This is a genomic window from Microcoleus sp. bin48.metabat.b7b8b9.023 (assembly GCF_013299185.1).
In the GTDB taxonomy this organism is placed as follows: Bacteria; Cyanobacteriota; Cyanobacteriia; order Cyanobacteriales; family Microcoleaceae; genus Microcoleus.
Genome location: NZ_JAAFKG010000046.1, coordinates 24,782 through 49,110, shown reverse-complemented (window position 1 = coordinate 49,110; position 24,329 = coordinate 24,782). Strand labels below are relative to the sequence as shown.

Sequence of the window (24,329 nt, the reverse complement as noted above, 5' to 3'; positions counted from 1 at the left end):
CATGTCCCAACGCGCCAAAACCTCACACAGCCAGCCAAGTGCATCCCACAACGGGCATCAGGTGACGACTTCTAACTCCAACAGCCAAAATACGATTCGGATTCGCGGTGCGAGACAGCACAATCTTAAGAATATCGATCTGGAACTGCCGCGCGATCGACTGATAGTTTTTACTGGTGTCTCTGGTTCCGGTAAGTCTTCCCTGGCTTTCGATACAATTTTTGCCGAGGGACAGCGCCGCTATGTTGAGTCTCTCAGCGCCTACGCCCGCCAGTTTTTGGGACAGTTGGACAAGCCGGATGTGGATGCGATCGAAGGCTTGAGTCCGGCTATTTCGATCGACCAAAAGTCAACTTCTCACAACCCGCGATCGACTGTCGGCACTGTTACAGAAATTTACGATTATCTCAGATTACTGTACGGCAGAGCTGGCGAACCGCACTGTCCGATTTGCGATCGCTGCATTGCGCCGCAGACAATTGATGAAATGTGCGATCGAGTTATGGCACTTCCAGACGGTACTCGCTTTCACCTTCTGGCGCCTGTTGTGCGCGGAAAAAAAGGCACTCACCGCAAATTATTGTCGAGTTTAGCTTCCGAAGGATTTATTCGGGTGAAAGTTAACGGAGAAATTTTAGAACTGTCGGAAAATATCGAATTAGATAAAAATCATATCCACAATATCGAGATAGTTGTCGATCGGTTAGTTAAAAAACCCGGTTTAGAAGAGCGTTTAGTCGATTCTCTGGCAACTTGTTTGCGACATTCTGAGGGAATTGCGATCGTAGAAGAGTTACCGCCTGACGAAAATTCTGAACCAGCCAATGCACCGATCGTATTTTCCGAAAACTTTGCTTGTCCCGAGCACGGGGCAGTGATGGAAGAACTTTCGCCCCGGTTGTTTTCGTTTAATTCGCCCTACGGCGCTTGTCCCAACTGTCACGGTTTGGGGAGTTTGCGGACTTTTGCGCCGGAGTTGGTCATTCCTGACGAGAAAGCACCTCTTTATTGTGCGATCGCCCCTTGGTCAGACAAAGACAACTCCTATTATCTCTCTTTGCTGTGCAGCGTTGCCGATAGTTGCGGGTTTGATATCGACACTCCTTGGTTCCGCTTGAGGCCCGAACACCAGCGAGTGATTTTGTACGGTAATGAGTCAAAACAAACCGCAGAAAGCAAGAAGCGAGACAGCAACGCCAGCGATTTGAGGAGAGATTTTAAGGGCGTAATTTCCATGTTGCAGCGCCAGTACGACGATACTGGTTCTGATTTGATCAAACAGAAACTGGAACAGTATCGGGTCGATCGCTCTTGCGATTGTTGTCACGGCAAACGCTTGAAACCAGAGGCGCTGTCGGTGCGCTTAGGAAACTATGGAATTGTGGATTTGACGGGGATTTCGATTCGCGAATGTCGGGAACGGGTAAATAATTTGGGATTGAGCGATCGGCAATTTCAAATATCCGATTTAGCCCTCAGAGAAATCAAAGCAAGACTGCAATTTTTGCTCGATGTCGGATTAGATTACCTGACATTAGACCGTGCAGCAATGACACTTTCCGGCGGAGAAGCCCAGCGAATTCGCCTCGCCACTCAAATCGGTTCGGGTTTGACCGGTGTCCTCTACGTTTTGGATGAACCCAGCATCGGACTGCACCAAAGAGACAACTTTCGCCTGCTGCAAACCTTAACAAAATTGCGCGATTTAGGCAATACTTTGATTGTGGTAGAACACGATGAAGAAACCATGCGCGCCGCCGATCACATTGTCGATATCGGCCCCGGCGCAGGCGTTCACGGCGGCAAAATCATCTCCGAAGGAAGTTTAGAAAACCTGCTAGCGGCAGAAGAATCTTTGACAGGTGCTTATCTGTCTGGAAAACGAGTAATTGAAACCCCCAATGAAAGGAGAAAAGGCAACGGCAAAGCTCTCTGCCTCAAAAATGCGAGTCGCAACAATTTAAAAAACGTTGATGTGGAAATTCCGCTCGGAAAACTAGTCTGCGTGACAGGCGTTTCCGGTTCCGGAAAATCAACTTTAATCAATGAATTGCTCTATCCGTCACTGCAACACTATCTGACAAAAAAAGTTCCTTTGCCACCAGATATGGACGCCCTCAAAACCAGGGGCGAACGCTCTCTAGATGATGTAGTTGATAAGGTAATTGTCATCGATCAATCTCCCATCGGCCGCACTCCGCGTTCCAATCCCGCTACCTACACGGGAGTCTTTGATGTGATTCGGGATTTGTTCTCCGAAAGCATTGAAGCGAAGGCAAGAGGTTACAAAGCAGGGCAGTTTTCTTTTAACGTGAAAGGGGGAAGGTGCGAAGCTTGCGGCGGCCAAGGCGTGAACGTGATTTCGATGAATTTTCTACCGGATGTTTACGTACAGTGCGAGGTTTGTAAAGGTGCGCGGTACAACCGGGAAACGCTGCAAGTGAAGTATAAAGGCAAGTCAATTTCTGATGTTTTGAACATGACTGTGGAGGAAGCTTCGGAAATGTTTAAAAATATTCCGAGGGCGGGCGCCAGACTGGAAACGTTAGTGGATGTTGGCTTGGGTTACATTCAGTTGGGACAGCCTGCACCGACGCTTTCTGGCGGGGAAGCGCAGCGGGTGAAGTTGGCTACGGAACTGTCGCGTCGTGCTACTGGGAAGACGCTTTATTTGATTGATGAACCCACGACTGGTTTGTCGTTTTATGACGTTCACCACTTACTAAATGTGCTGCAAAGATTGGTGGATAAGGGTAATTCAATTTTGGTCATCGAACACAATTTGGACGTGATTCGGTGCTGCGATTGGGCGATCGATTTGGGCCCGGAAGGGGGAGATAAGGGCGGTGAGATTATTGTGGCGGGAACGCCGGAGGAGGTAGCGGCAAATCCTCGTTCTTATACTGGGAAGTATTTGAAAGCTGTTTTAGAGCAGCATCCTTTAGGGAGTGCTGTAGCTGTTAGTTAATAGTAACAGTAGTTACGAAGTGTCATAATTAGTAAGGTGCGTCAGATATTTAAACCCTGAATAATCGTTTAAGAAACTTACCTGACGCACACTACACTTAAAATAAAATAAGTCGTATAATAAGTAGAGGCGGTAGCAACTTGAACAAATTATTTGGTTAGATGCAATTATAGAGAAGCTAGCTGTAAAGCATCGCGTTGAAGCTAATGAAGTATAAGAGGTTCTCGGCAACAAACCCAAATTTAGATTTGTGGAAAAGGGCGATCGCGAGGGAGAAGATGTATATCTTGCTTTAGGACAAACCGATGCTGGACGTTATTTAGCAGTGCTGTTTATTTATAAGCCCTCCGATCGCTCTCTAATTTTAAGTGCAAGAGATATGGCAGAAAATTGATATTTAAGCTGAGATATGTGGTTGGATGATAATTTTAGTAAAATAATTCTACGCGATCGCAATATATTTTTACAAATATGATTTTTATGACTTTAATTTATGAACTTTATGAATTGACTTAGTAAAGAGTTTATGTGATAATTTTAATTACAACTTTTAATTATGAGTTATTGACAGTAATGGAAATTCCCAAAAGGGTAATGTTGCAGTTACTTCTCAGATTAACCTTGGTGTAGGAACCAAGAACTGTTCAATGAGTGGTGGAGACAGTCAGACTGCTCCAGAACTCGATCGGCTAGCTCGGAATTTGAGCAAATGGCTAAATTTGCCTATTACCAAGGATAATGTTTAAGATGCTGGAGAGAAGTTTTATGAGAATTCTAATTAGCCCGTATTTTGAAGATCGCCAGCCTTGGAAAATACTTCACAGAGGTCGTTTGGTGAAGCATTGCAGTTATCGGAACTTAAAACAATTAGTCACGGTTATGTCGATAACTTTACTCGTTCTCCTAACGTGCCTAACCGGTTGTACTGAAATTGAGGATATTGCCGTCACACCGGATGGTCGTGTTTTGTTAGTGACGGAATCAGCTAACGATCGAACAGGTGTTATGGAATGTACTGAGATAAAAAGCAATCCACCAGAGCTAAACTGTCGCTCCTATAAGATAAATATAAATACAGCGCAGTAAACTGAAGAAATTTTTCTCGATTTAGGCGAGTAGGAAAGTAGGAAGGGAGCATCCCATTTTTGCTTTCAGATCGCGGACGGTTGCATCAGAATAATATATTTCGATCGGAGCAGTGCGAGCGTCTCGCTCGCGAACCCTGCCGTTCGCTATGGACGCTCGCACTGCGTAAAAAACGCTTTTTACCAAATTGGGATGCTCCCATTGTCTAGGGCGACTTTTGCTCTCATGGTACAAGTTAGCCTAATTCAAATACTGAATATTTTCCGGTTCCGAACTAAAAAATTTCCATTCTCCATTTGATTTGCGTAACGTATGTAATATTATCATCTTATTATCTCTGAAAGGTGAAGGTGGGCCGTCAATCTTTGTGGTTGTTTGTTCGATTCTTACTTTGGCTTCGTTTCCTGAAATTCCCACAATTTCAATTTTTGTTGGTTCGTACTTTAAATTTCTTTTGAAGACTTCTGCAATTGTAATTATTGTTGGTTGAAAACCAGGAGAGTTTGGATCTACTGTCGCCATATAGGCTTCAGTATTTCTTTCATTCAAAGCTTTGAACTGCCGATCGATTAATAATTTGATTGCTGCTTGCTCGCTGGTGTTATCAGCTATAATCTCTGTTGAGGTTATGACTCTAGGTGCGGTTAATTGATTGTTGCTTAATTTCGAGTCAATGTTGCTGGTATAACTGCTAAGCAATAACCCTAAAATGACGGTAGGCAATACTTTGCTTAAAGCTTGAAAGTTCAAAACTGACATGATAAATATAACCTATGAATTTATGATTCTACGCTAGCATCTACAGCATCTGATGTCAATTTTAATTAGTTAACTATAGCGGTTTTCAGAAAGATTCGCGGACGTTGTTGGGCTTGGGCCCTCTTAGTGGAACTGGTTATGTAAGCTGTCAGTCGTACCTCATCTTTTTGAGAAAGGCTATATCTTGAACAGTAGGAGACATGGCTATATTGTCTGCTTGTTGCTGCATGAATTCAATGTCCGATCGCAACCAAGTACGGGGCCCGCTGCACTGATGGGCGATTAACAGCCCCCAAAGTCCCTTTGCTGTTAAAATTGGTACTACTAAATTAGCGCGTATTTTCAGGCTCCGCAGAAACAGTCGGTGACATTGGTGGATTGGCTCTGTTTCAATATCTGTAATTGCTCTGACTCGGCCCGCTTCGTACAAAGCAGCGTATTCGTCGTTAAAACACTCGTCTGGGCCAGTAGAACCCAAGATTGACAGTTCGATCGCACTTAGCATCTCACAAGTCACTCGACCTTGCCACTGCCTGTAAAAATAATACAGTACCGCGCGATCGCTCTGCACCACTTCTCGAATGTCGTATAGGGATTTTTCAATTAATACGTCGCGCTTGAGACGATCTGTCAAGCGGTTGACAATTGTTTGCAGGCGATCGCCAGACATGGTAATGACTCCTTAACTTCCTAGTTTTGGCTGAGCTCTGTCTTCAGTTTACCTCTATTAAAGGTAGCAACTGCTAGTATAAGTTTACATCTAGAGTGAAAATTTATGTCTGTGCTAGAAGCTGCTTGGAAACACGAATTTATCGCTACAAACGGCATCAAACTGCACTGTGTCACTCAAGGTTCTGGGCCGCTGATGCTGATGCTGCACGGATTTCCTGAGTTTTGGTATTCTTGGCGCCATCAAATCCCGGAATTTGCATCAGATTATAAAGTTGTTGCTGTGGATCTCAGGGGTTACAATGACAGCGACAAACCTAAGCATAAATCTGCTTATGTGATGGCAGAATTTGTAGAAGATATCAAGGGAATTATTCAAGGCCTTGGATACAAAAGCTGCGTCTTAGTTGCCCACGACTGGGGAGGTGCGATCGCCTGGAGTTTTGCTTATGCTTATCCTGAGATGGTGGATAAATTAATTGTGATGAATATACCGCATCCGGCAAAGTTTGCTGAAGGGTTGCGAACTCGCCAACAATTGCTGAAAAGTTGGTACATCTTTTTGTTTCAGTTGCCATTTTTGCCGGAATTTTTAATTAAGTTGGGCGACTATCGGGCGATCGATCGCGCTTTGCAAGGCATGGCAGTTGACAAAAGCAGCTTTACCCCCTCCGATATCCAAGCTTACAAAGATGCGGCAGCTAAACCGGGGGCTCTGACTGCTACTATCAATTATTACCGCAATATTGCTCGCGGATTTGTCGATCGCCCGCATAGAGAGCTCCTCGAAGTTCCGACGTTGATGATTTGGGGCGAAAACGATCGGGCCCTCGGCAAAGAGTTAACCTACGCAACCGCAGATTACGTGCGGGATTTTCAGATTCATTACGTTCCCAATTGCAGCCACTGGGTGCATCAGGAACAGCCGCAGTTAGTCAATCGGTACATCAGAGATTTTTTGGTAAGCAAAGCTGTTTGAGTAAAGATGCAGTTTGATTCTCCATCCGTGGCGATAGTCAACATCTTTTAAATAAAAAAATGGTTTGCAAGCAGTGTCGAACAACTGACAATAGCTGCAAAAGCTTGTAGCGCGAGCATTCCGCCCGATCGCCAAATTAAATTTAAATGTATAAGAGCTGACAGCGCTTGATAACGATTATCATTATATTCATGAGTCAACCTACAATCACCGCCGTAGCAGGGCCGCCCGGAAGCGGCAAAACTACCTGGATCCGACAGCAGCTAGCAGCCGAGACAGAACCCGTGCTGTATTTCTGCCCCGGAAGTGGCAATGTGCCGATCGACCAAACCTGCATCGCCGCAGGATTCCCCCAAATCAAAACCATCACAGAAGGCGAAGAGTCCCTACTCGCGAAACACCTAGAAAACGGCGTTTCAGCCTACATCGAACTCGGATTTCACCTGCAACTGACAACACTAGAAAACCTGCTTCAAAGCTTCCCCAGCCGCCGATTTGGTGTAGTCCCGCCAGACATCAAAAACACCGAATGGCATCAATGGGCGGATGTAATTGTCGAGGGAATAGCCGTTAGCGGGAAAGTGGACAAACTATCAATTTGGCGCAGCCCCGCCAGCGGCCAAGTTTTAGATCCCGCCAGCCTAGATATGTTTTGGTACCAAGAAATGACCCAAGGAGCCTACGGCAAAGTTCACAGAGCAAAAGGCATCTTTGACATAGCCGACGGGCGATCGTTCTACTTCGACTTCGCCGCAGCATTTCAAGAAACCGCCCACGAAGAATTGCCACTTCCCCGCTGGCTCGAAGGCCGTCCCCAAAGATTTAGCGGCATAGAAATAGTCGGCGAAAACCTCGATACAACAGCATTAGGACAAACCCTAGAAGATTGCTGTCTGTCCGAAACAATTATGTGGAATTACCAACAACAAGTCAAACAATCACTATCATTAGGAGAATAAACAGCATGAAAATAGCAGTAATGTCCTGCATTCACGGCAACTACGAAGCCTTAAATGCAGTGCTGTCAGACATTGACCAACAAAAAGCCGAAAAAATCTTTTGCCTCGGAGATTTAGTCGGTTACGGCCCCAATCCCCAGGCAGTAGTAGAAATGATTCGATCGCTCGACATTCCCACCTGCGTCGGCTGTTGGGACGAAGATATTGTCGAAGGTTTGAACTCCTGCGAATGCAGCTATCCCTCAGCTTTAGCCGAAAAAAGAGGCAAATTGGCCCACGAATGGACTAACGCACAAATTCCCTTAGAAACGCGAGAATATTTAGCAACTTTGCCACACAGTTTGCGAGAAGACAATATGTGTTTTGTCCACGGCAGCCCTCACAGCAACCACGAATATTTATTGCCAACAATGGATGCTTTTGCTGCTTTAGAACGGGTATTTTATACAGGTGCTGACGTGCTATTTTGCGGTCACACCCACATCCCCTACGTCCGCACTTTAGACGCGGAAAAAATGCAGGTAAAGGTTAGCGGGCCGAGCGTTAAAGGAGAGGAAGCTTTAAATTTTACGGCTCCTTTAAAGCGGATTGTGAATGTCGGTTCCGTAGGAGAACCGCGTCACGGTAGACCGAATGCTACTTACGTTATTTACGATACTGATGCCGAACAGGTGACTTTGCGAGAAGTGGAATATGACTATCAAGCAACTTGTGCTGCAATTATTGAAAAAGGTTTACCGCCGATTTTTGCTTGGCGTTTGGCTAGGGGTTTGGAATATGCCGAAAGAGCTGACGATCCGACTCATGTTTGTGAAAGATAGTTAGCAATTGTTTGTAGTAAGGACTTTAGTCCTTATTAACAGTTGTTTGTAGTAAGGACTTTAGTCCTTATTGACTAAGAATCAGAGAGAGGACTAAAGTCCTCACTACGAACAAAAAAGAGGACTAAAGTCCTCACTACGAACCTAAATTTTCGGAAATAAATAAATAATGACAAACTGGGCAATACTAACAGGAATCGAAGGAAATCTGGCTGCTTACGAAGCTGTAGTCGCTGACATCAAGCGTCTGAAAATTCGCGTTGATGAATTGTATATTTTAGGCGATTTAGTCGGCCCTAATCCCGATTGTGAAAAATTAGTTGAGCGAGTTCGATCGCCCAAACGAGGAGACATCCAACCCCAAGTATGTATCGGGTGGTGGGAAGAGCAGTGTTTTAACTTACACGGAATAGGTTCTAGCCCTGATGCGACAGAATTGCGAGAAAAATACAGTGCAGATACGATTAAGTTGCTCTGGGATTCTGTCAGTCGGAAAACTGTAGAGTGGTTGCGCTCTTTGACTTTCGGCTTTCACGAATTGGATTGTTTGTTGATTCACGGGAGTACCGTTAGCGCGTCTGATGAGCTTACCCCGGAGACTCCGCCGCCTGTGATGCTCGATCGCGCAATCCGCGCTGATGCCAATACTTTGTTTTGCGGGCGATCGGGCTTAGCCTTTGAGTATCAATTAGAGAGAAGTATTATCAATAACTCGCTCCAGACTCTTGACTCTCTAGAGCCGCAATCAACGATCTCTGCAACCCCGCGGCGGGTGGTTGGAGTGGGGAATGTCGGTAGGTTGCCCGATCGAGCAACCTATACTCTTTACGACCCGGACACCGATATTGTGAAGTTCAGAAACCTCTCCTACAACACCCGCAAAGGTTTTGGGGCTTAGTCTTTCCCTGTCGCGATGCTTGCAAAAATTCCTATGGCTGACGCACTCGCAAGGGTTAGAAACCCGGTTTCTTGTCACCGGATGACGGAAAGCCTAGGTTTTTGTCACGAAACCAGGTTTCTTTGATTTTAGGTAATTTCCTAACTTGCTAGTTGATATATTTTCTCAATTAGGCTAGAATCCATTTTGTATTCAAAGTAACGGTGAATCCCATGACTTTTTCGACCTACACTCCAGCCTTGTACCCCAGTCTCAGACAGCAGACTTTCACCTGCCGCCAGTTAGTGCCCGTGCCGTCTAAAGGCTTGCTGCGAATAGAACGGGGTGCTGTCCGAACCGTGACTTGGAGCGAGCAGGGGACACCAATTACGCTGGGATATTGGGGAGTAGGAGATGCGATCGGTCAGCCGCTGTCAGGCGTGCAACATTACCAAATTGAGTGCAAAACTCATGTAGAAATTAGCTACATTCCTGCAAATTTGTGCGATCGATCGTTAGATGAAATTTTCAAACACATCCAGCAAGCTCAAGCATTATTCTACATAGTTCGCACCGAATCCCTGCGCGACAGACTGCTGCAACTATTGATTTGGTTGGGACAAAAATTTGGTCGCGAAGTCGCACAAGGAGTGTTAATTGATTTGAGATTGACTCACCAGGAGCTTTCCGAAGCTATTGGAATTACGCGGATCACAGTAACGCGGCTGATGGGGAGGCTGGAAGAAGAGGGATTTATCGATCGCACTCGCCCTCAATACATTGTCTTAACTTCCCGTTTGTAACATGAGATTTATCTGGAAAAGGGATGACAGTCAAGTGTTTATGAGTCATCAGCTAGCTGAGCAATAATTCTAGGGCTTGCGCTTAAAGCACATCTAAGATACTATGATAATGATTATCATACTCGATCCAGTGCGATACAGGCGATCGTACCTAAATTTTGGCTAGGAAGTGCTATCCACAAGAGCTTTGGGATAATTAGCAGCTTTCTGAACTAACAGCAGGGCCTCTACAATTAATCAACGAGGGACAATGACTAATCTCACTGTACAAACCCCAGATTTAATTTCCGATTTTCCCAAGAGAGGGATGCCAGTAACTATAATTACCGGCTTTCTAGGCAGCGGCAAAACCACTTTACTCAATCAAATCCTCAAAAATCGTCAAGATTTAAAAGTAGCAGTTTTAGTTAACGAATTTGGCGATATCAACATCGATTCGCAGCTTTTAATTTCTACCGAAGATGACATGGTAGAACTGAGCAACGGCTGTATTTGTTGTACCATCAACGAAGGCTTGGTTGATGCAGTATACCGAGTGTTAGAGCGGGAAGACCGTATCGACTGCATGGTGATTGAAACCACCGGAATTGCCGACCCATTGCCGATTATATTGACATTTCTTGGCACGGAATTGCGGGATTTGACCACTCTAGATTCTGTACTCACTGTAGTGGATAGCGAAACCTTCACCACCGATCATTTTGAGAGCGAAGCAGCTTTAAAACAAGTCGCATTTGCAGATATCGTGCTGATGAACAAAACCGATTTAGCTCCTTCAGAAAAAGTAGAAGAATTAGAAGCTTACATTCGCACAATCAAGGAAGGAGCGAGAATTTTACACTCTGAATATGGTGAAGTTCCTTTACCATTGATTTTGGGTGTAGGTTTAACCCAAGCAGATCTTTTCGATAATTTGGAAACCGAGGAAAAACACGAGCATCACGAACACGAGCATCACGAACACGAACATCATCACGAACATCATCACGAACATCACCATCACGGACATCACTCCAATCACTTAGATAATGACGGATTTGTTTCGCTATCATTTCAGAGCGATCGACCTTTTAATATCCACAAATTCCAAGAATTTCTCACCGAAGAAATGCCCTTAGATGTATTTCGGGCAAAAGGGATTCTTTGGTTTGAAGACAGCCCGATGAGACACATTTTTCAACTTAGTGGCGCGCGCTATGAACTAAATGCTTACGAATGCTTGACTCCACCTAAGACTCAACTCGTAGTCATCGGCCGCAACTTAGATACCGCTCAAATTCGAGAACAGCTTAACAATTGCTTAGTTTAAGATTTTGTCAATCTCAGTGTCACGTCCATAGCTAAGAGATTTTAGATTTAATTGCGCCGTTAGTAGTTGCACTTTTTGACAGCAAAAACCGTGTAACTACCAACGGTTGATTTTATATTTTGAGTTATTATTGACTTATAAAAAAACAAACCATTTAATGTTTCATTTTGTGAATCTTGTTATAATCAGATAGCAAATAAAAGTCCACAGCCACTGTTAAACATTTTCACAAACTGCAAGCATGACTTTATCTACTCGTCCAGAATTGACTTCTCCCAATGGTGTAGTGTCATCAATTCCTACCCAATCTCAACCTCCAGTCTCAGATGAAGAAATGAGGCAAGCAGTGCGTACATTGCTGCTAGGATTGGGAGAAGACCCAGACCGCGAAGGGTTGCGAGATACACCGAAACGAGTTGTCAAAGCCTTGCAGTTTCTAACTGGAGGTTATCGTCAATCTCTCGACGAACTGCTCAACGGAGCAGTATTCACAGAAAATGCTAACGAAATGGTGTTAGTGCGGGACATTGATATTTTCAGTTCCTGCGAACACCACATCCTGCCAATAATTGGCAAAGCACACGTTGCGTACATTCCCAACGGGAAAGTAATTGGACTGTCAAAAATTGCTCGAATTTGTGAAATGTACGGCCGCAGATTGCAAGTACAAGAACGCTTAACTGCACAAATTGCGGATGCACTGCAAGGATTGCTAAAACCTCAAGGTGTAGCAGTTGTAATTGAAGCAACCCATATGTGTATGGTAATGCGCGGCGTGCAAAAACCAGGTTCTTGGACTGCGACTTCAGCGATGCGGGGAGTGTTTGCTGAAGATTCCAGAACTCGTCAAGAATTCATGAGTTTAATCGCTCACAAATCAAGCTTTCACTAGCTAGAATTGTCTACAAAAAATTGCCTCTTTGCAGGATAAATCAAAGAAAAGAGAGTCATATTGCATTACCATATTTCTCTCTTTCCCTTTCCTCCCTCTGCGCTCTCTGCGCTCTCTGCGGTTAAAAAAAATCTTACTTGAGGAAATACAACTGTAAATTGAATATGGATCAAAAATATTTGTGGATTGAAGCTTTAAAATTTAACGATCGAGGTTTGATTCCGGCGATCGCCCAGGACGATCGAGACGGTACTATTTTAATGATGGCGTGGATGAACAAACAGTCAATTAAGCAGACTCTAGCTACAGGAGAAGCATACTATTGGAGCCGATCGCGATCGGAATTTTGGCACAAAGGCGCGACATCCGGGCACATCCAAAAAGTCAAACAAATATTTTACGACTGCGACGCCGATACTATTCTGCTCAAAATAGAACAGATTGGTGAAATAGCTTGTCACACAGGCGTGAGGAGTTGTTTTTTCAATTCCGTGGCGCTACCGCTTCGCGCAACAATGCAATAATAATGATAATCATTATTATTGCAGCCAGTTCCTATGTCATCCGCAAATAACGTCGAGTCCGCCGTACCCACTTTAAACGATCGCAATCCCTCCCTCACAACCATCCGTCCCCGCCGCCTCCGCCGCACACCCGGTTTGCGACGCATGGTACGAGAAAATCACCTGACTGTTGACGACCTCATCTATCCGATGTTTGTGATGGAAGGAGAAGGGCAAAAAGTTGAGATTGCTTCTATGCCCGGTTGTTATCGCTATTCGCTGGATTTATTGCTAACAGAAATCGCTGAATGTTGGAATTTGGGAATTTGTGCGATCGCGCTTTTTCCAGTAATTTCAGAAAACAAGAAAGATGACACTGCTACCGAAAGCTACAACCCAGAAGGATTGGTGCAACAAACAGTCAAAGCCATCAAACAAAACATTCCCGAAATAGTAGTAATTACCGACGTAGCCCTCGACCCTTTCACTTCACACGGACACGACGGTTTAGTTGACGAAACTGGTAAAATTCTCAACGATCCGACTGTTGAAGTTTTAGTAAAAATGGCAGTTTCTCAAGCTGATGCTGGTGCGGATATGGTCGCACCTTCCGACATGATGGACGGCAGAATCGGCGCAATTCGCAAAGCCTTAGATACAGCAGGATACATCGATACCGCAATCATGGCTTATTCAGCAAAATATGCCTCTGCTTATTATGGCCCGTTTCGGGATGCCCTCGATTCTGCCCCAAAGTTTGGAGACAAAAAGACTTATCAAATGGATGCTGCTAATGCGAGGGAAGCACTCAAAGAAATTGCTTTGGACATCGCTGAAGGCGCAGATATTGTCATGATAAAACCTGCTTTGGCTTATCTCGATATTATCTGCCAAGTGCGCGAAGCAACTAATTTGCCCGTAGCTGCTTACAATGTCAGCGGCGAATACGCAATGATCAAAGCTGCTGGAAAGTTAGGTTGGATTGATGAAAATCGGATTATTTTGGAGACTTTGACGAGTATCAAACGGGCGGGTGCCGATTTGATTTTGACTTATTTTGCGAAGGAAGTTGCTTTGATGTTGAAATAAGAGATATAGCGTATTCCAAGTTTATGAAGTGTAAGGACACGGCTTTTAGAGTCTCCATAGAAGGCTCGATCGAGCGGGGGTATACTTCATCAATATGGAATCTGCTGTATTTTAAAGCGCAGATAAACGCAGATAAACGCAGATATTTTCTAGGTATTTCCTCATCCATAGGGACGAGTACAAAATATCAGTGTGGACCAATTTAAGTTGTCGGAATCGCCTTCAGCCGCGAGGCAAACGTATCTAATTTATAAGTCAATACGGTTTACTTAAGACCGCCCTGGGGGTAAAACCCTATTTAAAATAGATACGGAGATTGCTTCGTTCCTCGCAATGACTAAGTAGATGAGTATGAAAATACACAAGTATGTCCGAAGAGAGCGAAACGAAGTGAAGCGAAGCATAAGCCCTAGCCCTTTCAGGGCGGCTTCGCCAACGCAGGGGTTACGGTTGCTTTACGTTCTGTTACATGAACCGATTTATTTACACCCATCTACTTATCTTAAGTGAACCGTATTGATTTATAAGTGAGTTTTCCTGCAAGCGATTTTTTTAGTTTTCACAAGGGCTATCTGCGGGTCAAGCTATGTCAATATCAGAAAGTAATGTCGATCGCATAGATCGCAAGCAGCCCTTTCTCTAACAAGCTCGATTTATCTTCTCAGTCAAAAGACTGGAAGAATCACGTATCTGTAATTATGTTTAATTGTGTTGCTCCAATTAATCTAGAGGATGTATAGCCTTTCTCAAAAATATGAGGTATAACTGACAGCTTATATAACCACTTAAGCCAAGAGAGTCCAAGCCCAACAACGTCCGCGAATAGGGGAACTAGATCCGCTATAGCTTCTAGACTTATTGCTAATTAAAATCAACTAATTTATGGCTTTTAATTCTTATTGAATACTGCCAATATCTAAAATTACTTCAATGTAATACTTTTACTGTGGGAGCATCTCAATGAATGAAAAAAAGCAATTTCTTGACAGTCCGAGCTTAAGAGTTCGCGAGTATTCGATAGCTCGCGAGCGGGGACAGCACTATAAAATCAAAACTGAGATGCTCTCTTTACTGCTACAGTCTGCTTATTATTCATCTTCTTAATAAGAATGATGTCACTATAACTCATTAAGAAGTGTTGAAGAAAACTAGCTGGTTGACAAGTTTGGCTTTAAATCTTGCTCGCAACTAGCTTTTAACTATTATTTTCAATAAACGCCATGAATGTAAAACCGTGCCAGCCTCTGAAACTGGGTTAAATTTTCGCAATTCTTGCAGTTAGGAATGAGAATTAAATAACTTATAATTTGATGGTTCTTGTGGGATGGGCCTTTATAGCCCCTCCTTTCTGGACTGGTTCTTCTGGCCGATCCCACTTTCAAGAGTGTAAATTATTTAATTTGCGCTCCTTAGTTCGATCGCTGCTACGGGTACTATTAGTTCTAAATCGCAACAAACTTCCCTGCAATCGGTGTTGCAACCGGAAATTACGCGCGTGCCAAGCTATCCCGTAGGGAATCGGCGAAACCCTGACTCGCCAGTCTCCTGATGCGATCGTCCGCTGGAATGGTCGGACATGGCGTGAAAAATATCACTTGTCGAAAAAAATGTATCTGAAACGATATAATTTTTGACATTCCCAACCTAAAAAATTGAGAGGAAACAATCAAATTTTTGCAGTCAGTTTTGATGACACCAGATATCTCCGCAACGCAGCAGCAAAGAAATGACCGCATAATTGTCTTGGCCCTGGTTGGTCTGACGCTGCTGGGAATGGCATTCCGGCTCTATTTGGCGTGGCGCACCAACCAAACTCTCCCCGATACTCCCGCCCGTCTCACAGGCGATGAACCGGGCTATGAGGGTTTGGCATACTGGTTGCTGAAGGGTCATTTTTTTGAGTGGGCGGGCCGCACACCAGTTTATCCATTTTTCATAGCTGGATGTTATACATTTTTTGGTCGTTCTCCTGCATCTGTAGTCTACGTACAAGCTTTTTTGGGGGCGACAATCATACCCCTAACTTTTATCCTGGCACGGCGTTTTACTGGCCCTCAAAGTTCCTTAGTAGCCGCTGGATTAACTGCGCTACATCCCTCCCTGATTCTTCATGTCAGGCTGCTGCAAACAGAGATTTTATACGCGCCTTTAATGATTTTAACAATACTGGGTTTGCTGCGAGCATTGGAACAGCCGCAGTGGCAAAATTTTTCATTAGCAGGTGGGTTGTTGGCAATTACGAATCTTTGTCGGCCGACAGCGATGTTGCTTCCGGTAATTGTGCCACTATTGATGCCGCGCCAATGGTCTTTTAAGCGCAAGATTGCTTTGTTTGTTGCTTATTTGGGCGCAATTATCATCATTACCACACCTTGGACTTACCACAATTATCGAACTCACAAGACTTTTTTGATTTACAGTGTTTCTACGGGGCTGCTGTGGCAAGGAAGCCCAGAGTTTTATCATTTTGCCTACGAACAACTGCCAAAACGCCATATCCTTCAAATTTGGCAGGAAGAACTCAATCCGGCTCGGAATGGCGGACACGATGTTTTTACCATTGAGGGCGATCGCTATTTTACCAAACGGGCGATCGCTTCAATCCTCCGCGATCCTGGTGTGTATCTCTGGTATTGTTTGCAAAAGGCAGTTTATTTGTGGTTGGGAAACCCTATAAATGACTGGCCCTATCGCGCTATGTTTAATGTAGAGGCAATGCGGCCATTCTTTTCGCCGCAACGGATTGTCGGCATTTTAATGTCGCGAATTTTACCTGTCTTTGCGGCTTTGGGCATGATAGTTTTGCGACATCGCTGGCGGGAGTTTTTGCCACTGCTGGCAGTCTGCGGCTATTTTACTTTGATTCATGCGCTCACTTATGCAGAAGTTCGCCACAGCGAGCCACTGCACCCGATTTTGGCGATCGTAATTGCGGCGGCGGCCGGGCAGATTCAGCGTCGGTTGAAGTTAATTAATCAGTAGGTCTTAGGCAGTTAGTCCTTAGTTATTAACCCAGTGTTATCAAAAACTCTAATTCGGAATTTCACCCTCGCCCTTTTAATTGCCATCGGCATAGAGTTGTTGGGCCCAACAACAACTTTTGCTCAAAACATCGCAACAATTAAATTCTCCGGTACTGCTGCGGGTGTCAGCACTCGCTACATCGGTGCAGTCGAGGGCAATATTAACTTTGATCTCAAAGATTTGCAAGATTTGGGAATTAATACATACCGCATTTACGGCGGGATGTCTCGATGGGAACCGGAAGACGATGACGGTAAATACGGCTGGCCGGAAATCTCCCAAATTAAGGCAAATCCAAATATTATTAATTGGGCGCATTGGGATAAAATTATGACCGATCCGCCCCGGGGTAGCGATTATTCGTGGTCGGGAGAACGTGGTAAAGTTTGGGAAGGCAATGCTAGGACTATTTTTAATGCTCTCAAACAGGCTAAGATTCGCCCGGTTGTGAGTATTCGTAATGTTGATGGTGACTGGAATCCGTCTTGGGCGCTGCAACTGAATCCGCCCCGCACAAAAGAAGATTGGAACGAGTGGTGGGAACACGTGTTTGCTACGGTTTATTGGTTGAATGTACGCAACGATTACCGCGTTGATGATTGGGAAATTCACAACGAACCGGACTACCGCATACAGGGTTGGGGTGGAACTATGGCTGACTATTTTGAGTTGGTGAAAGTGACCAAAGATGCGATCGACTTTGTGTACAAAAATTATTTGCCCGATCGCGCTTACCGCATCCACAGCCCGACAAGCGTAGGTGGTAGCAATTGGCCGGCTGAGGCTTTGCGAGAAATTCCTAATTATTTCGATACTGTCAACTTCCACAATTACGATGCAGATATTTCTAACTACACCCGCAAAGTCCGCGGCTGGATGAAGGGGACAGTCCGTGCTAACTCAGAGGTTTGGGTGGGAGAATGGGGAAGTTATCAAATTAGCTATAACGATTTCCCTTTAGCTTTAAGTTTGATTAAAAATTTGATCCGAGGTTCCCAACCGGGGGATAATTATATTTACGGGAGTCACATATTCTGTTTGTACGACTGGGGAAAGCCGGCACTGGCGGAAGGTTTGCTGGGGGACGGGGGAAAACGGCGCGCGAGCTACTATGCTTTGCGGATGGGAATTCGGGCTTTACAAGGCGGTAGGGCTAGCTTTTTTCCGATCGCTAATAGTTCCGATTTAATGGCAGTTGCAACTCTCGATTCTAGTAAGAATGTTTACTTGCTGGCTGTCAACGATCGAGCAAAATCTTATACTGTTCGTGCCGATATTTCAGCTTTAATCGAAGCTGGTAATGGGACGGTGCGGGAGTTTAGTTTGAAGTCAATGGATGAGGTTGTTGGCAGCTTGACCCTGAAGGGTGGTAAGGCGACTTTTTTGGTGCCGGGGAACAGTGCTATTCTCATCAAGTTCGTTAGCGCAGCCCTCGAAGAGGATCGCCCGAATTGAATGTCAAATTCTCGGAGTTCAGAATTGGGATAAGATAGAATTAGTTACGATCGCAATTATTTATTTTGTGCCCTCGAACCCTCGAGCCCTTAATTAGACAGTTGAAATATCTAAATCGTGTTGTGATTCCCCTCCTGTCGCTGGTAAATTGGTAGCGTGTAACTATCTTGCCTCAAACAGAATCCGATCGAGAATTCCCTTGAGCGCGAGAAGGTAGCCGAAGTCTAGACATCGCAGAAATTCTAGCTCGTAAACCCGCAGCAGTTAGGTGACGTGAGGAATTGCCTGCCAGTCTTTGTGTCCTCCCTCTGCTAGATAACATTGGTTCTGACTTTCAGCACCTATAAATTGTCAAGATTTGGCACGGAATTAATTTTTAATGCCAAGATGCTGATAGTAGGGGTGATTTTAATCTTACAGAAACTTTGATCGCGCACAGTAACCTCGCGCGCAAAGCCTCTCAATCAACCTGCTGCTTGCGACGATCGGGTTTTTTAAACAAATATCACTTTTATGCCCGCTGATGTTTATTCCCTCTCTCAGTCAGGTAATTAACCGCCATCCCCTCACCGTCACCCCTGGGACGCCCGTAGAAGAGGCGATCGAGCTGATGAGCAGCACAGGAGCCAGTTACGTCCTTGTGGTAGAACCGCGCGGAAATTTTCAACTGGGAAATCCCACCAACGGGACTTCCCCGCAGTCGCGGGAACAGTTAGGTTTCTACAAAGGCCTACCGCGCGCGCTACACGCAGGTGCTAACAGGCTCAGTCTCAACGGCCTCAACGGCTCAAAAGCCGACGATACCGGTGGCCAGATGGTGCTGGGGATTTTTACAGCGCGAGATGTCGTACAGCTAAATTCGATCGGCGCTGCTTTGAGGGGATTTGCGATCGAGCAAATCATGATCAGAACCGTCACTGTAGCCCGAGAATCGGAAATTCCCGACTTTTTTGCCTTAGCCAATCTGCTAGACAAACACCTGATCGGGCATTTACCAGTCGTTAGCGACACAGAAGAACTTGTCGGTTTAATTAGCTCTCAAAGCTTGGTAGAACTGTTGCAGGAAATTGGGGAATCGCCACAACCAATTAGCAGCCCTTTGCCACCTGCTTCGCCCTTGCCATTTCCTCCGCCACTGCCAATTTTACATCCGAAATTAGAGATCCCCGCAAATTTAATTAAACTCGATCAAATCCCTCAAATCGCAGCCTCGCGAATTATTCACGCTCCGGCTACTGCTTCGGTTCGCTATTTGGCGCAACTGATGTTCCGACACAATGTTAGCTATGTATTAATCACTGAAACCCCGGAACCAAACTCGAATGGTGCAGCTCAAAATGCCAAATTTACAAATCCCAACCTCCACAAACTGGTTGGGGTGGTAAGTTCGCGGGACATCGTGCAGTTGCAAGCCACGGGGAGAGACTCTAGCAGAATTAAAGCAGGAGCGATTTGCAGCAGTTCGCCAGCCCTGGTACGATCGCACTCTACCCTCGAAGCAGCCATCGCCCTGCTGCAAAAACACTACTGCCAGTTACCTCTATTAGTCATCAACGACAGCAATCACCCGATCGGGATTGTCAATCCTCAAACTATCCTGTTACAAGCACTGGACTCAAAATCTCTGCATTCAGGCTTGCTCGCTTTGCAGCGCCAGCTAGAATCTAGCAACGCGCAGTACAAAAAACTCTTGGCCCAAATACAAATTCCGGCAGCCAATCCCTACCCAGATGCAGAAATTGCTCAAAACATTAGCGTCGCGCAGCCCCCAAATCTCCCCGCTACCGTCAACAATCAGGGGATTTGGGATTGGAATCTCGAAACAGATGAATTTTTTTATTCGGCGCGATGGCAAGAAATGCTCGGCTACAAAGAAGGGGAAATCTCGAATCGGCGATCGGAATGGTGGAGTCGCATTCACCGAGACGACATTGACGGAGTAAAGGCAGCTTTAGAAGATCACTTCGCACAAAAAACAGCGGATTTTGCAGCAGAATATCGAATGTACTGCAAAGACGGCACCACTGTCTGGGTGCTGAATCGAGGTCAAGTTTTACGCAGCGCTACCGGCAAACCGCTGCGGGTAGTCGGAACTCATACAGATATTACTCCAAACCAGCAGTTAGAACTCAAACACTCCGATGGCGTCGAGGAATTCCAAGTATTTGATGCTTTGAAAGCAACAGTAATTTTCCAGATGGATGCGGCGGGGATTTGGACATTTCTCAACCGCGCTTGGACTGAAATTACAGGTTTTTCGGTGGCTGAAAGTTTGACAACTAATTTTTTAGATTGGGTGCATCCAGATGAGCGCCCGCATTGTGCAAAGTTATTGGAGTCTTTACTGTCTGGTAATTCGGAATTTTATCGGCGAGAACTGCGATTTAAATACAAGTTAGAATCTGGCAAAAACGAATTGGGAATTCAGATTGATTCAGGCTTTGTTTCAGTTGAAATATTTGCCCAAGTACGGCTGAATTCCCAAGGTGAAATACTGGGAATTTTAGGGACTTTGCACGATGTCTGCAACCGCGTTGAAGGAGTTGAGGAACTGCGGGAAAGCGAGCGGGCAATTCGATCGCTCTACGAGGTAATGGTAGGCTCGTCCGGCTCTTTTGACGAGCGAACGGCCCGGTTGCTGGCAATGGGTTGCAGTCAGTTTGGGATGGATATCGGGCTGTTGGGCAGGGTTTTGGGCGATCGCTACGAAGTGCTCGCGGCCTACGTACCGCAAGATTTTCCCTTCGGATTTGCGAAAGGAGACGGTTTTTCTTTAAGCAGAACCTTCGAGCGAGAGGTTTTGCGATCGATCGAACCTATTTCGATCGAATCCGCCGGCACTACTCAGTGGAAGCAGCATCCGGCTTACGCCGTGCGGAGGTTGGAGGCTTTTGTCGGCACCAGGGTAATAGTCCAAGGGCGAGTTTTTGGCACCTTGAGCTTTACTTCCCGCACCCCTAAATCTCCTTTAAAACCGCTGAATTTTGAAATTTTAAAGCTGATGGGCAATTACATCGGCGCAGAAATTGCCAGGGAAGAGCGAGAGCGAACTTTGCAGCGACAGTACCAGCGCGTCTTGCTGCTCAAACAAATTACTCAAAAAGTGCGATCGACCTTAGACACTCAAGAAATTTTTCAGACTACCGCCACCCAAATCGGCCGCGTATTCGGCGTCAATCGCTGCACAATTCACACCTATCTTTCCCAACCTTATCCCCACCTTCCTTGCGTCGCAGAATACCTAGAACCAGGTCACGAATCGGCCTTAGATTTAGAACTTTCTGTCACTTACAACCCCTACACCGAAAAACTACTCGCAGAAGATATAGCCCTGGCATCTCCCGACGTGTTTGCCGATCCTTTGCTCGAATCTTCCGTACCAATGTGCCGCCGCATCGGATTAAAATCTATGTTGGCAGTTCGCACTTCCTATCAAGGAGAACCGAATGGAATTATTACTTTGCACCAGTGCGATGCAACTCGCCAGTGGACTCCCGACGAAATTGAATTATTAGAAGATGTTGCCGCTCAAGTCGGAATTACCTTAGCTCAAGCACTGCTCTTAGAAACAGAAGTTCAGCGCCAGCGACAGTTAGCAGAGCAAAATGAAGCTTTGGAGCAAGCGCGAGAAGCGGCCGAAGTAGCTAACAGAGCTAAGAGCGAATTTTTAGCAACTATGAGTCACGAAATCCGCACTCCGATGAATGCGGTAATCGGGATGACGGGTTTGCTGCTGGATATGCAACTAACTCCAGAACAGCGGGATTTTGTCGAGACAATTCGCACCAGTGGCGATGCTTTGCTAACTATTATTAACGATATCCTCGATTTTTCTAAGATTGAATCGGGTAAAATGGATTTGGAACGCAGCCCCTTCGATCTGCAAAACTGTATAGAAGAATCTCTGGAATTGCTAGCTCCTAGAGCGTCGGAAAAAGGTTTAGAGTTGGCTTATTTTATTGATGATTCTGTACCAAAAAATATTTTAGGAGATGTCACAAGGCTGCGCCAAATCTTAGTAAATCTGCTGGGAAATGCAGTTAAATTTACCGAGTCTGGAGAAATTGTTGTCTGCTGTACGGCTCGGGAAATTGAACAATTACCTGCTAATAGTTCGCCGGAAATCAGCAATATTCTAGCGCCACAACCGCTAGCAATTAAACAGGAAAATTTGGCAGCTAGGAGACTGTACGAGATTCAATTTGGTGTCCAAGATACGGGTATTGGGATTCCGCCAGACAGGATCGATCGCCTGTTTAAAGCTTTTTCGCAGGTAGACGCTTCGACAACGCGACATTACGGCGGGACTGGGTTGGGATTGGCTATCAGCCAACGTTTGAGCGATATGATGGGCGGTAAAACGTGGGTTGTCAGCCAGGTTGCTCCGGGCACTTCTAAGTCTCACCCTGCTGTTTCTGCGATCGGACAAAGTACGGCAGGAACCCCACCTGCGGGATTTTCTGCACCGTCGATATCGGGTTCCGGTTCGATTTTTTATTTCACTGTGATTGCTGAAGCTAATCAAAACGCGGCTGAAGAAAAAAAACCGGAATTTACTGTTGGGAAGCGTTTGTTAATTGCCGAGAATCATGCCATTAACCGGCAAGTTTTGATCCGGCAAGCTGAGGCTTGGGGCATGATACCCGTGGCTGTAACTTCAGGCGCTGAGGCTTTGGAAATCATCAAAGGAAACTCGGCGATCGATTTGGCTATTTTGGCGATGAATCTACCAGATATGGACGGCGTGTCTTTGGCTGTAGAGATTCGGAAATTTGAGCTTAGCAATTTGTCTAGTGGCGACGCGTTAAATCCGAATGTCATCAAAGTTAAAAGTCCTCGCAAAGTTACGCTACCTTTGGTGCTGTTTACTTATTTGAGCAAGGCAGAAGTTTGGAAAAAACTTGAAACTACAGAAGTACATTTTTCGGCGTTTTTAACTAAGCCTCTAAAACAGTCCCAGTTTTATAATGTATTGCTGCAAGTTTTTGGATATGTTGCCGGTAGAAGCAGCAAGGGAGAACTTTCAAATGTGGCGACTTTGACTTCGGGATTGAAGTATTTTGAAAATTCTCAAGAACAGCACCGCGTGCAGCGGACTCCTGCGGTTTTAAGGCAGGTTCCGAGCAATTCTGCCCCACACGATCCAAGTAATTCCAGTCAGATTCGGATTTTGCTAGCAGAGGACAATGTGGTGAATCAAAAAGTCGCTACCCATTTGCTCGACAGGATAGGATATCGGGCGGATATTGCCGCTAATGGCTTGGAGGTTTTGGAGGCCTTGAAGCGACAATCTTACGATGTTGTGCTGATGGACGTGCAGATGCCGGAGATGGACGGTTTGGAAACGACGCGCCGCATATGTGGGGAATGGCCAGCCAACAAGAAGCCGAGAATTATTGCGATGACGGCTAATGCCATGCAGGGCGATCGCGAAAAGTGTCTGGAAGCGGGTATGGACGATTATATTACTAAGCCGGTGCGCCGGGAAGAGTTGGCCCTCGCCCTCAGCAAGTGCCAACCTCTGCGTCGGGATGAATTGAATGCCGTTACTGAGCCAAAAAATCCAGATATTTCCGATCAAAATGGCAGTCATGTTACTAAACATTCGATCGTTCAACCGCCAGCAAATTCTCCGATTAATTTTGAGGTTTTGCACAATCTCCGCGAGCTAGACGATGATGACGATCCAGATTTTTTGGGGGAGTTGATTAAGATATATTTGTTAGATGCACAGCAGCATTTAGAAACAATTAAGGAAGCTATTTTTCTGGGAGATGCTGACAGTTTGAAGCTGGCTTCTCACACGCTCAAGTCAAGCAGCGCCAATTTAGGAGCAGTGTCTTTTTCGGAAGTATGCAAAGAGTTGGAGTTGATGGGCCGCGTGGCGGTTGAGTCTGGAGGGGAACAGATTTTTGATGCGAGGGCGGCGCGCGATCGCCTGTTGGAAGCCGAAGCCGAGTGGGAAAAGGTGCGATCGGCTTTTGAGACGGAATTGAAAACGGGGAATTTGCGATCGCAAATGGGCTAATTTGTTGGTTGTTACTTGTTATTTGTTGGTTATTATTTGTTATTTGTCAGTTTCAATAACCAATAACCAATTCCCAATTCCCAATAACCAATGCCCCATGCCCAATGC

General features: G+C 45.4%; 16 protein-coding genes. 14 read left to right on the top strand and 2 right to left on the bottom strand.

The window, feature by feature from the left end; all coding sequences use genetic code 11:
• Nucleotide 1 precedes the first annotated feature (1 nt).
• Complete coding sequence (gene uvrA, locus QZW82_RS22885; RefSeq protein WP_293153296.1) at nt 2-2,968, top strand: excinuclease ABC subunit UvrA; 2,967 nt, start codon at nt 2-4, stop codon at nt 2,966-2,968.
• Nucleotides 2,969-3,218: 250 nt separating this feature from the next.
• A complete protein-coding gene (locus QZW82_RS22880) occupies nt 3,219-3,362 on the top strand; it encodes a hypothetical protein (protein ID WP_293153294.1) in 144 nt (47 codons plus the stop codon).
• A 932-nt stretch (nt 3,363-4,294) separates the two neighbouring features.
• Here QZW82_RS22880 and QZW82_RS22875 read toward each other — a convergent pair.
• Together QZW82_RS22875 and QZW82_RS22870 are read right to left on the bottom strand one after the other, a co-directional pair.
• Complete coding sequence (locus tag QZW82_RS22875) at nt 4,295-4,813, bottom strand: hypothetical protein (protein ID WP_293153291.1); 519 nt, start codon at nt 4,811-4,813, stop codon at nt 4,295-4,297.
• A gap of 148 nt (nt 4,814-4,961) precedes the next feature.
• Complete coding sequence (locus tag QZW82_RS22870; RefSeq protein WP_293153289.1) at nt 4,962-5,483, bottom strand: GAF domain-containing protein; 522 nt, start codon at nt 5,481-5,483, stop codon at nt 4,962-4,964.
• 105 nt (nt 5,484-5,588) lie between these two features.
• Here QZW82_RS22870 and QZW82_RS22865 point away from each other — a divergent pair, with 105 nt between their 5' ends.
• From QZW82_RS22865 to QZW82_RS22810, 12 genes are all read left to right on the top strand, one after another.
• Nucleotides 5,589-6,461 (top strand): alpha/beta hydrolase, encoded by an 873-nt coding sequence (locus QZW82_RS22865; RefSeq protein ID WP_293153287.1) that lies wholly within the window; start codon nt 5,589-5,591, stop codon nt 6,459-6,461.
• 191 nt (nt 6,462-6,652) lie between these two features.
• Nucleotides 6,653-7,420: a GTP-binding protein gene (locus QZW82_RS22860; protein ID WP_293153285.1), complete on the top strand. Its 768-nt coding sequence runs from the start codon at nt 6,653-6,655 to the stop codon at nt 7,418-7,420.
• A 5-nt stretch (nt 7,421-7,425) separates the two neighbouring features.
• A complete protein-coding gene (locus QZW82_RS22855) occupies nt 7,426-8,241 on the top strand; it encodes a metallophosphoesterase family protein (RefSeq protein WP_293153283.1) in 816 nt (271 codons plus the stop codon).
• A 169-nt stretch (nt 8,242-8,410) separates the two neighbouring features.
• Nucleotides 8,411-9,139 (top strand): metallophosphatase, encoded by a 729-nt coding sequence (locus QZW82_RS22850; protein ID WP_293153281.1) that lies wholly within the window; start codon nt 8,411-8,413, stop codon nt 9,137-9,139.
• 212 nt (nt 9,140-9,351) lie between these two features.
• Nucleotides 9,352-9,921, top strand: coding sequence for a Crp/Fnr family transcriptional regulator (locus QZW82_RS22845; RefSeq protein WP_293153279.1), 570 nt, complete (start codon nt 9,352-9,354; stop codon nt 9,919-9,921).
• Between the two features lie 250 nt (nt 9,922-10,171).
• A complete protein-coding gene (locus QZW82_RS22840) occupies nt 10,172-11,230 on the top strand; it encodes a GTP-binding protein (RefSeq protein WP_293153277.1) in 1,059 nt (352 codons plus the stop codon).
• 241 nt (nt 11,231-11,471) lie between these two features.
• Nucleotides 11,472-12,122, top strand: a complete 651-nt coding sequence (gene folE, locus QZW82_RS22835) for a GTP cyclohydrolase I FolE (RefSeq protein ID WP_293153275.1) — start codon at nt 11,472-11,474, stop codon at nt 12,120-12,122.
• A gap of 164 nt (nt 12,123-12,286) precedes the next feature.
• Nucleotides 12,287-12,646 (top strand): phosphoribosyl-AMP cyclohydrolase, encoded by a 360-nt coding sequence (hisI, locus tag QZW82_RS22830; protein ID WP_293153272.1) that lies wholly within the window; start codon nt 12,287-12,289, stop codon nt 12,644-12,646.
• A gap of 33 nt (nt 12,647-12,679) precedes the next feature.
• Complete coding sequence (hemB, locus tag QZW82_RS22825; RefSeq protein ID WP_293153270.1) at nt 12,680-13,714, top strand: porphobilinogen synthase; 1,035 nt, start codon at nt 12,680-12,682, stop codon at nt 13,712-13,714.
• A gap of 1,689 nt (nt 13,715-15,403) precedes the next feature.
• The gene (locus tag QZW82_RS22820; protein WP_293153268.1) at nt 15,404-16,696 is read left to right on the top strand and encodes a glycosyltransferase family 39 protein; all 1,293 of its coding nucleotides are present in this window, start codon (nt 15,404-15,406) and stop codon (nt 16,694-16,696) included.
• A 33-nt stretch (nt 16,697-16,729) separates the two neighbouring features.
• Nucleotides 16,730-18,193, top strand: coding sequence for a hypothetical protein (locus QZW82_RS22815; protein ID WP_293153266.1), 1,464 nt, complete (start codon nt 16,730-16,732; stop codon nt 18,191-18,193).
• 523 nt (nt 18,194-18,716) lie between these two features.
• Complete coding sequence (locus QZW82_RS22810) at nt 18,717-24,221, top strand: response regulator (protein WP_293153264.1); 5,505 nt, start codon at nt 18,717-18,719, stop codon at nt 24,219-24,221.
• Nucleotides 24,222-24,329 lie beyond the last annotated feature (108 nt).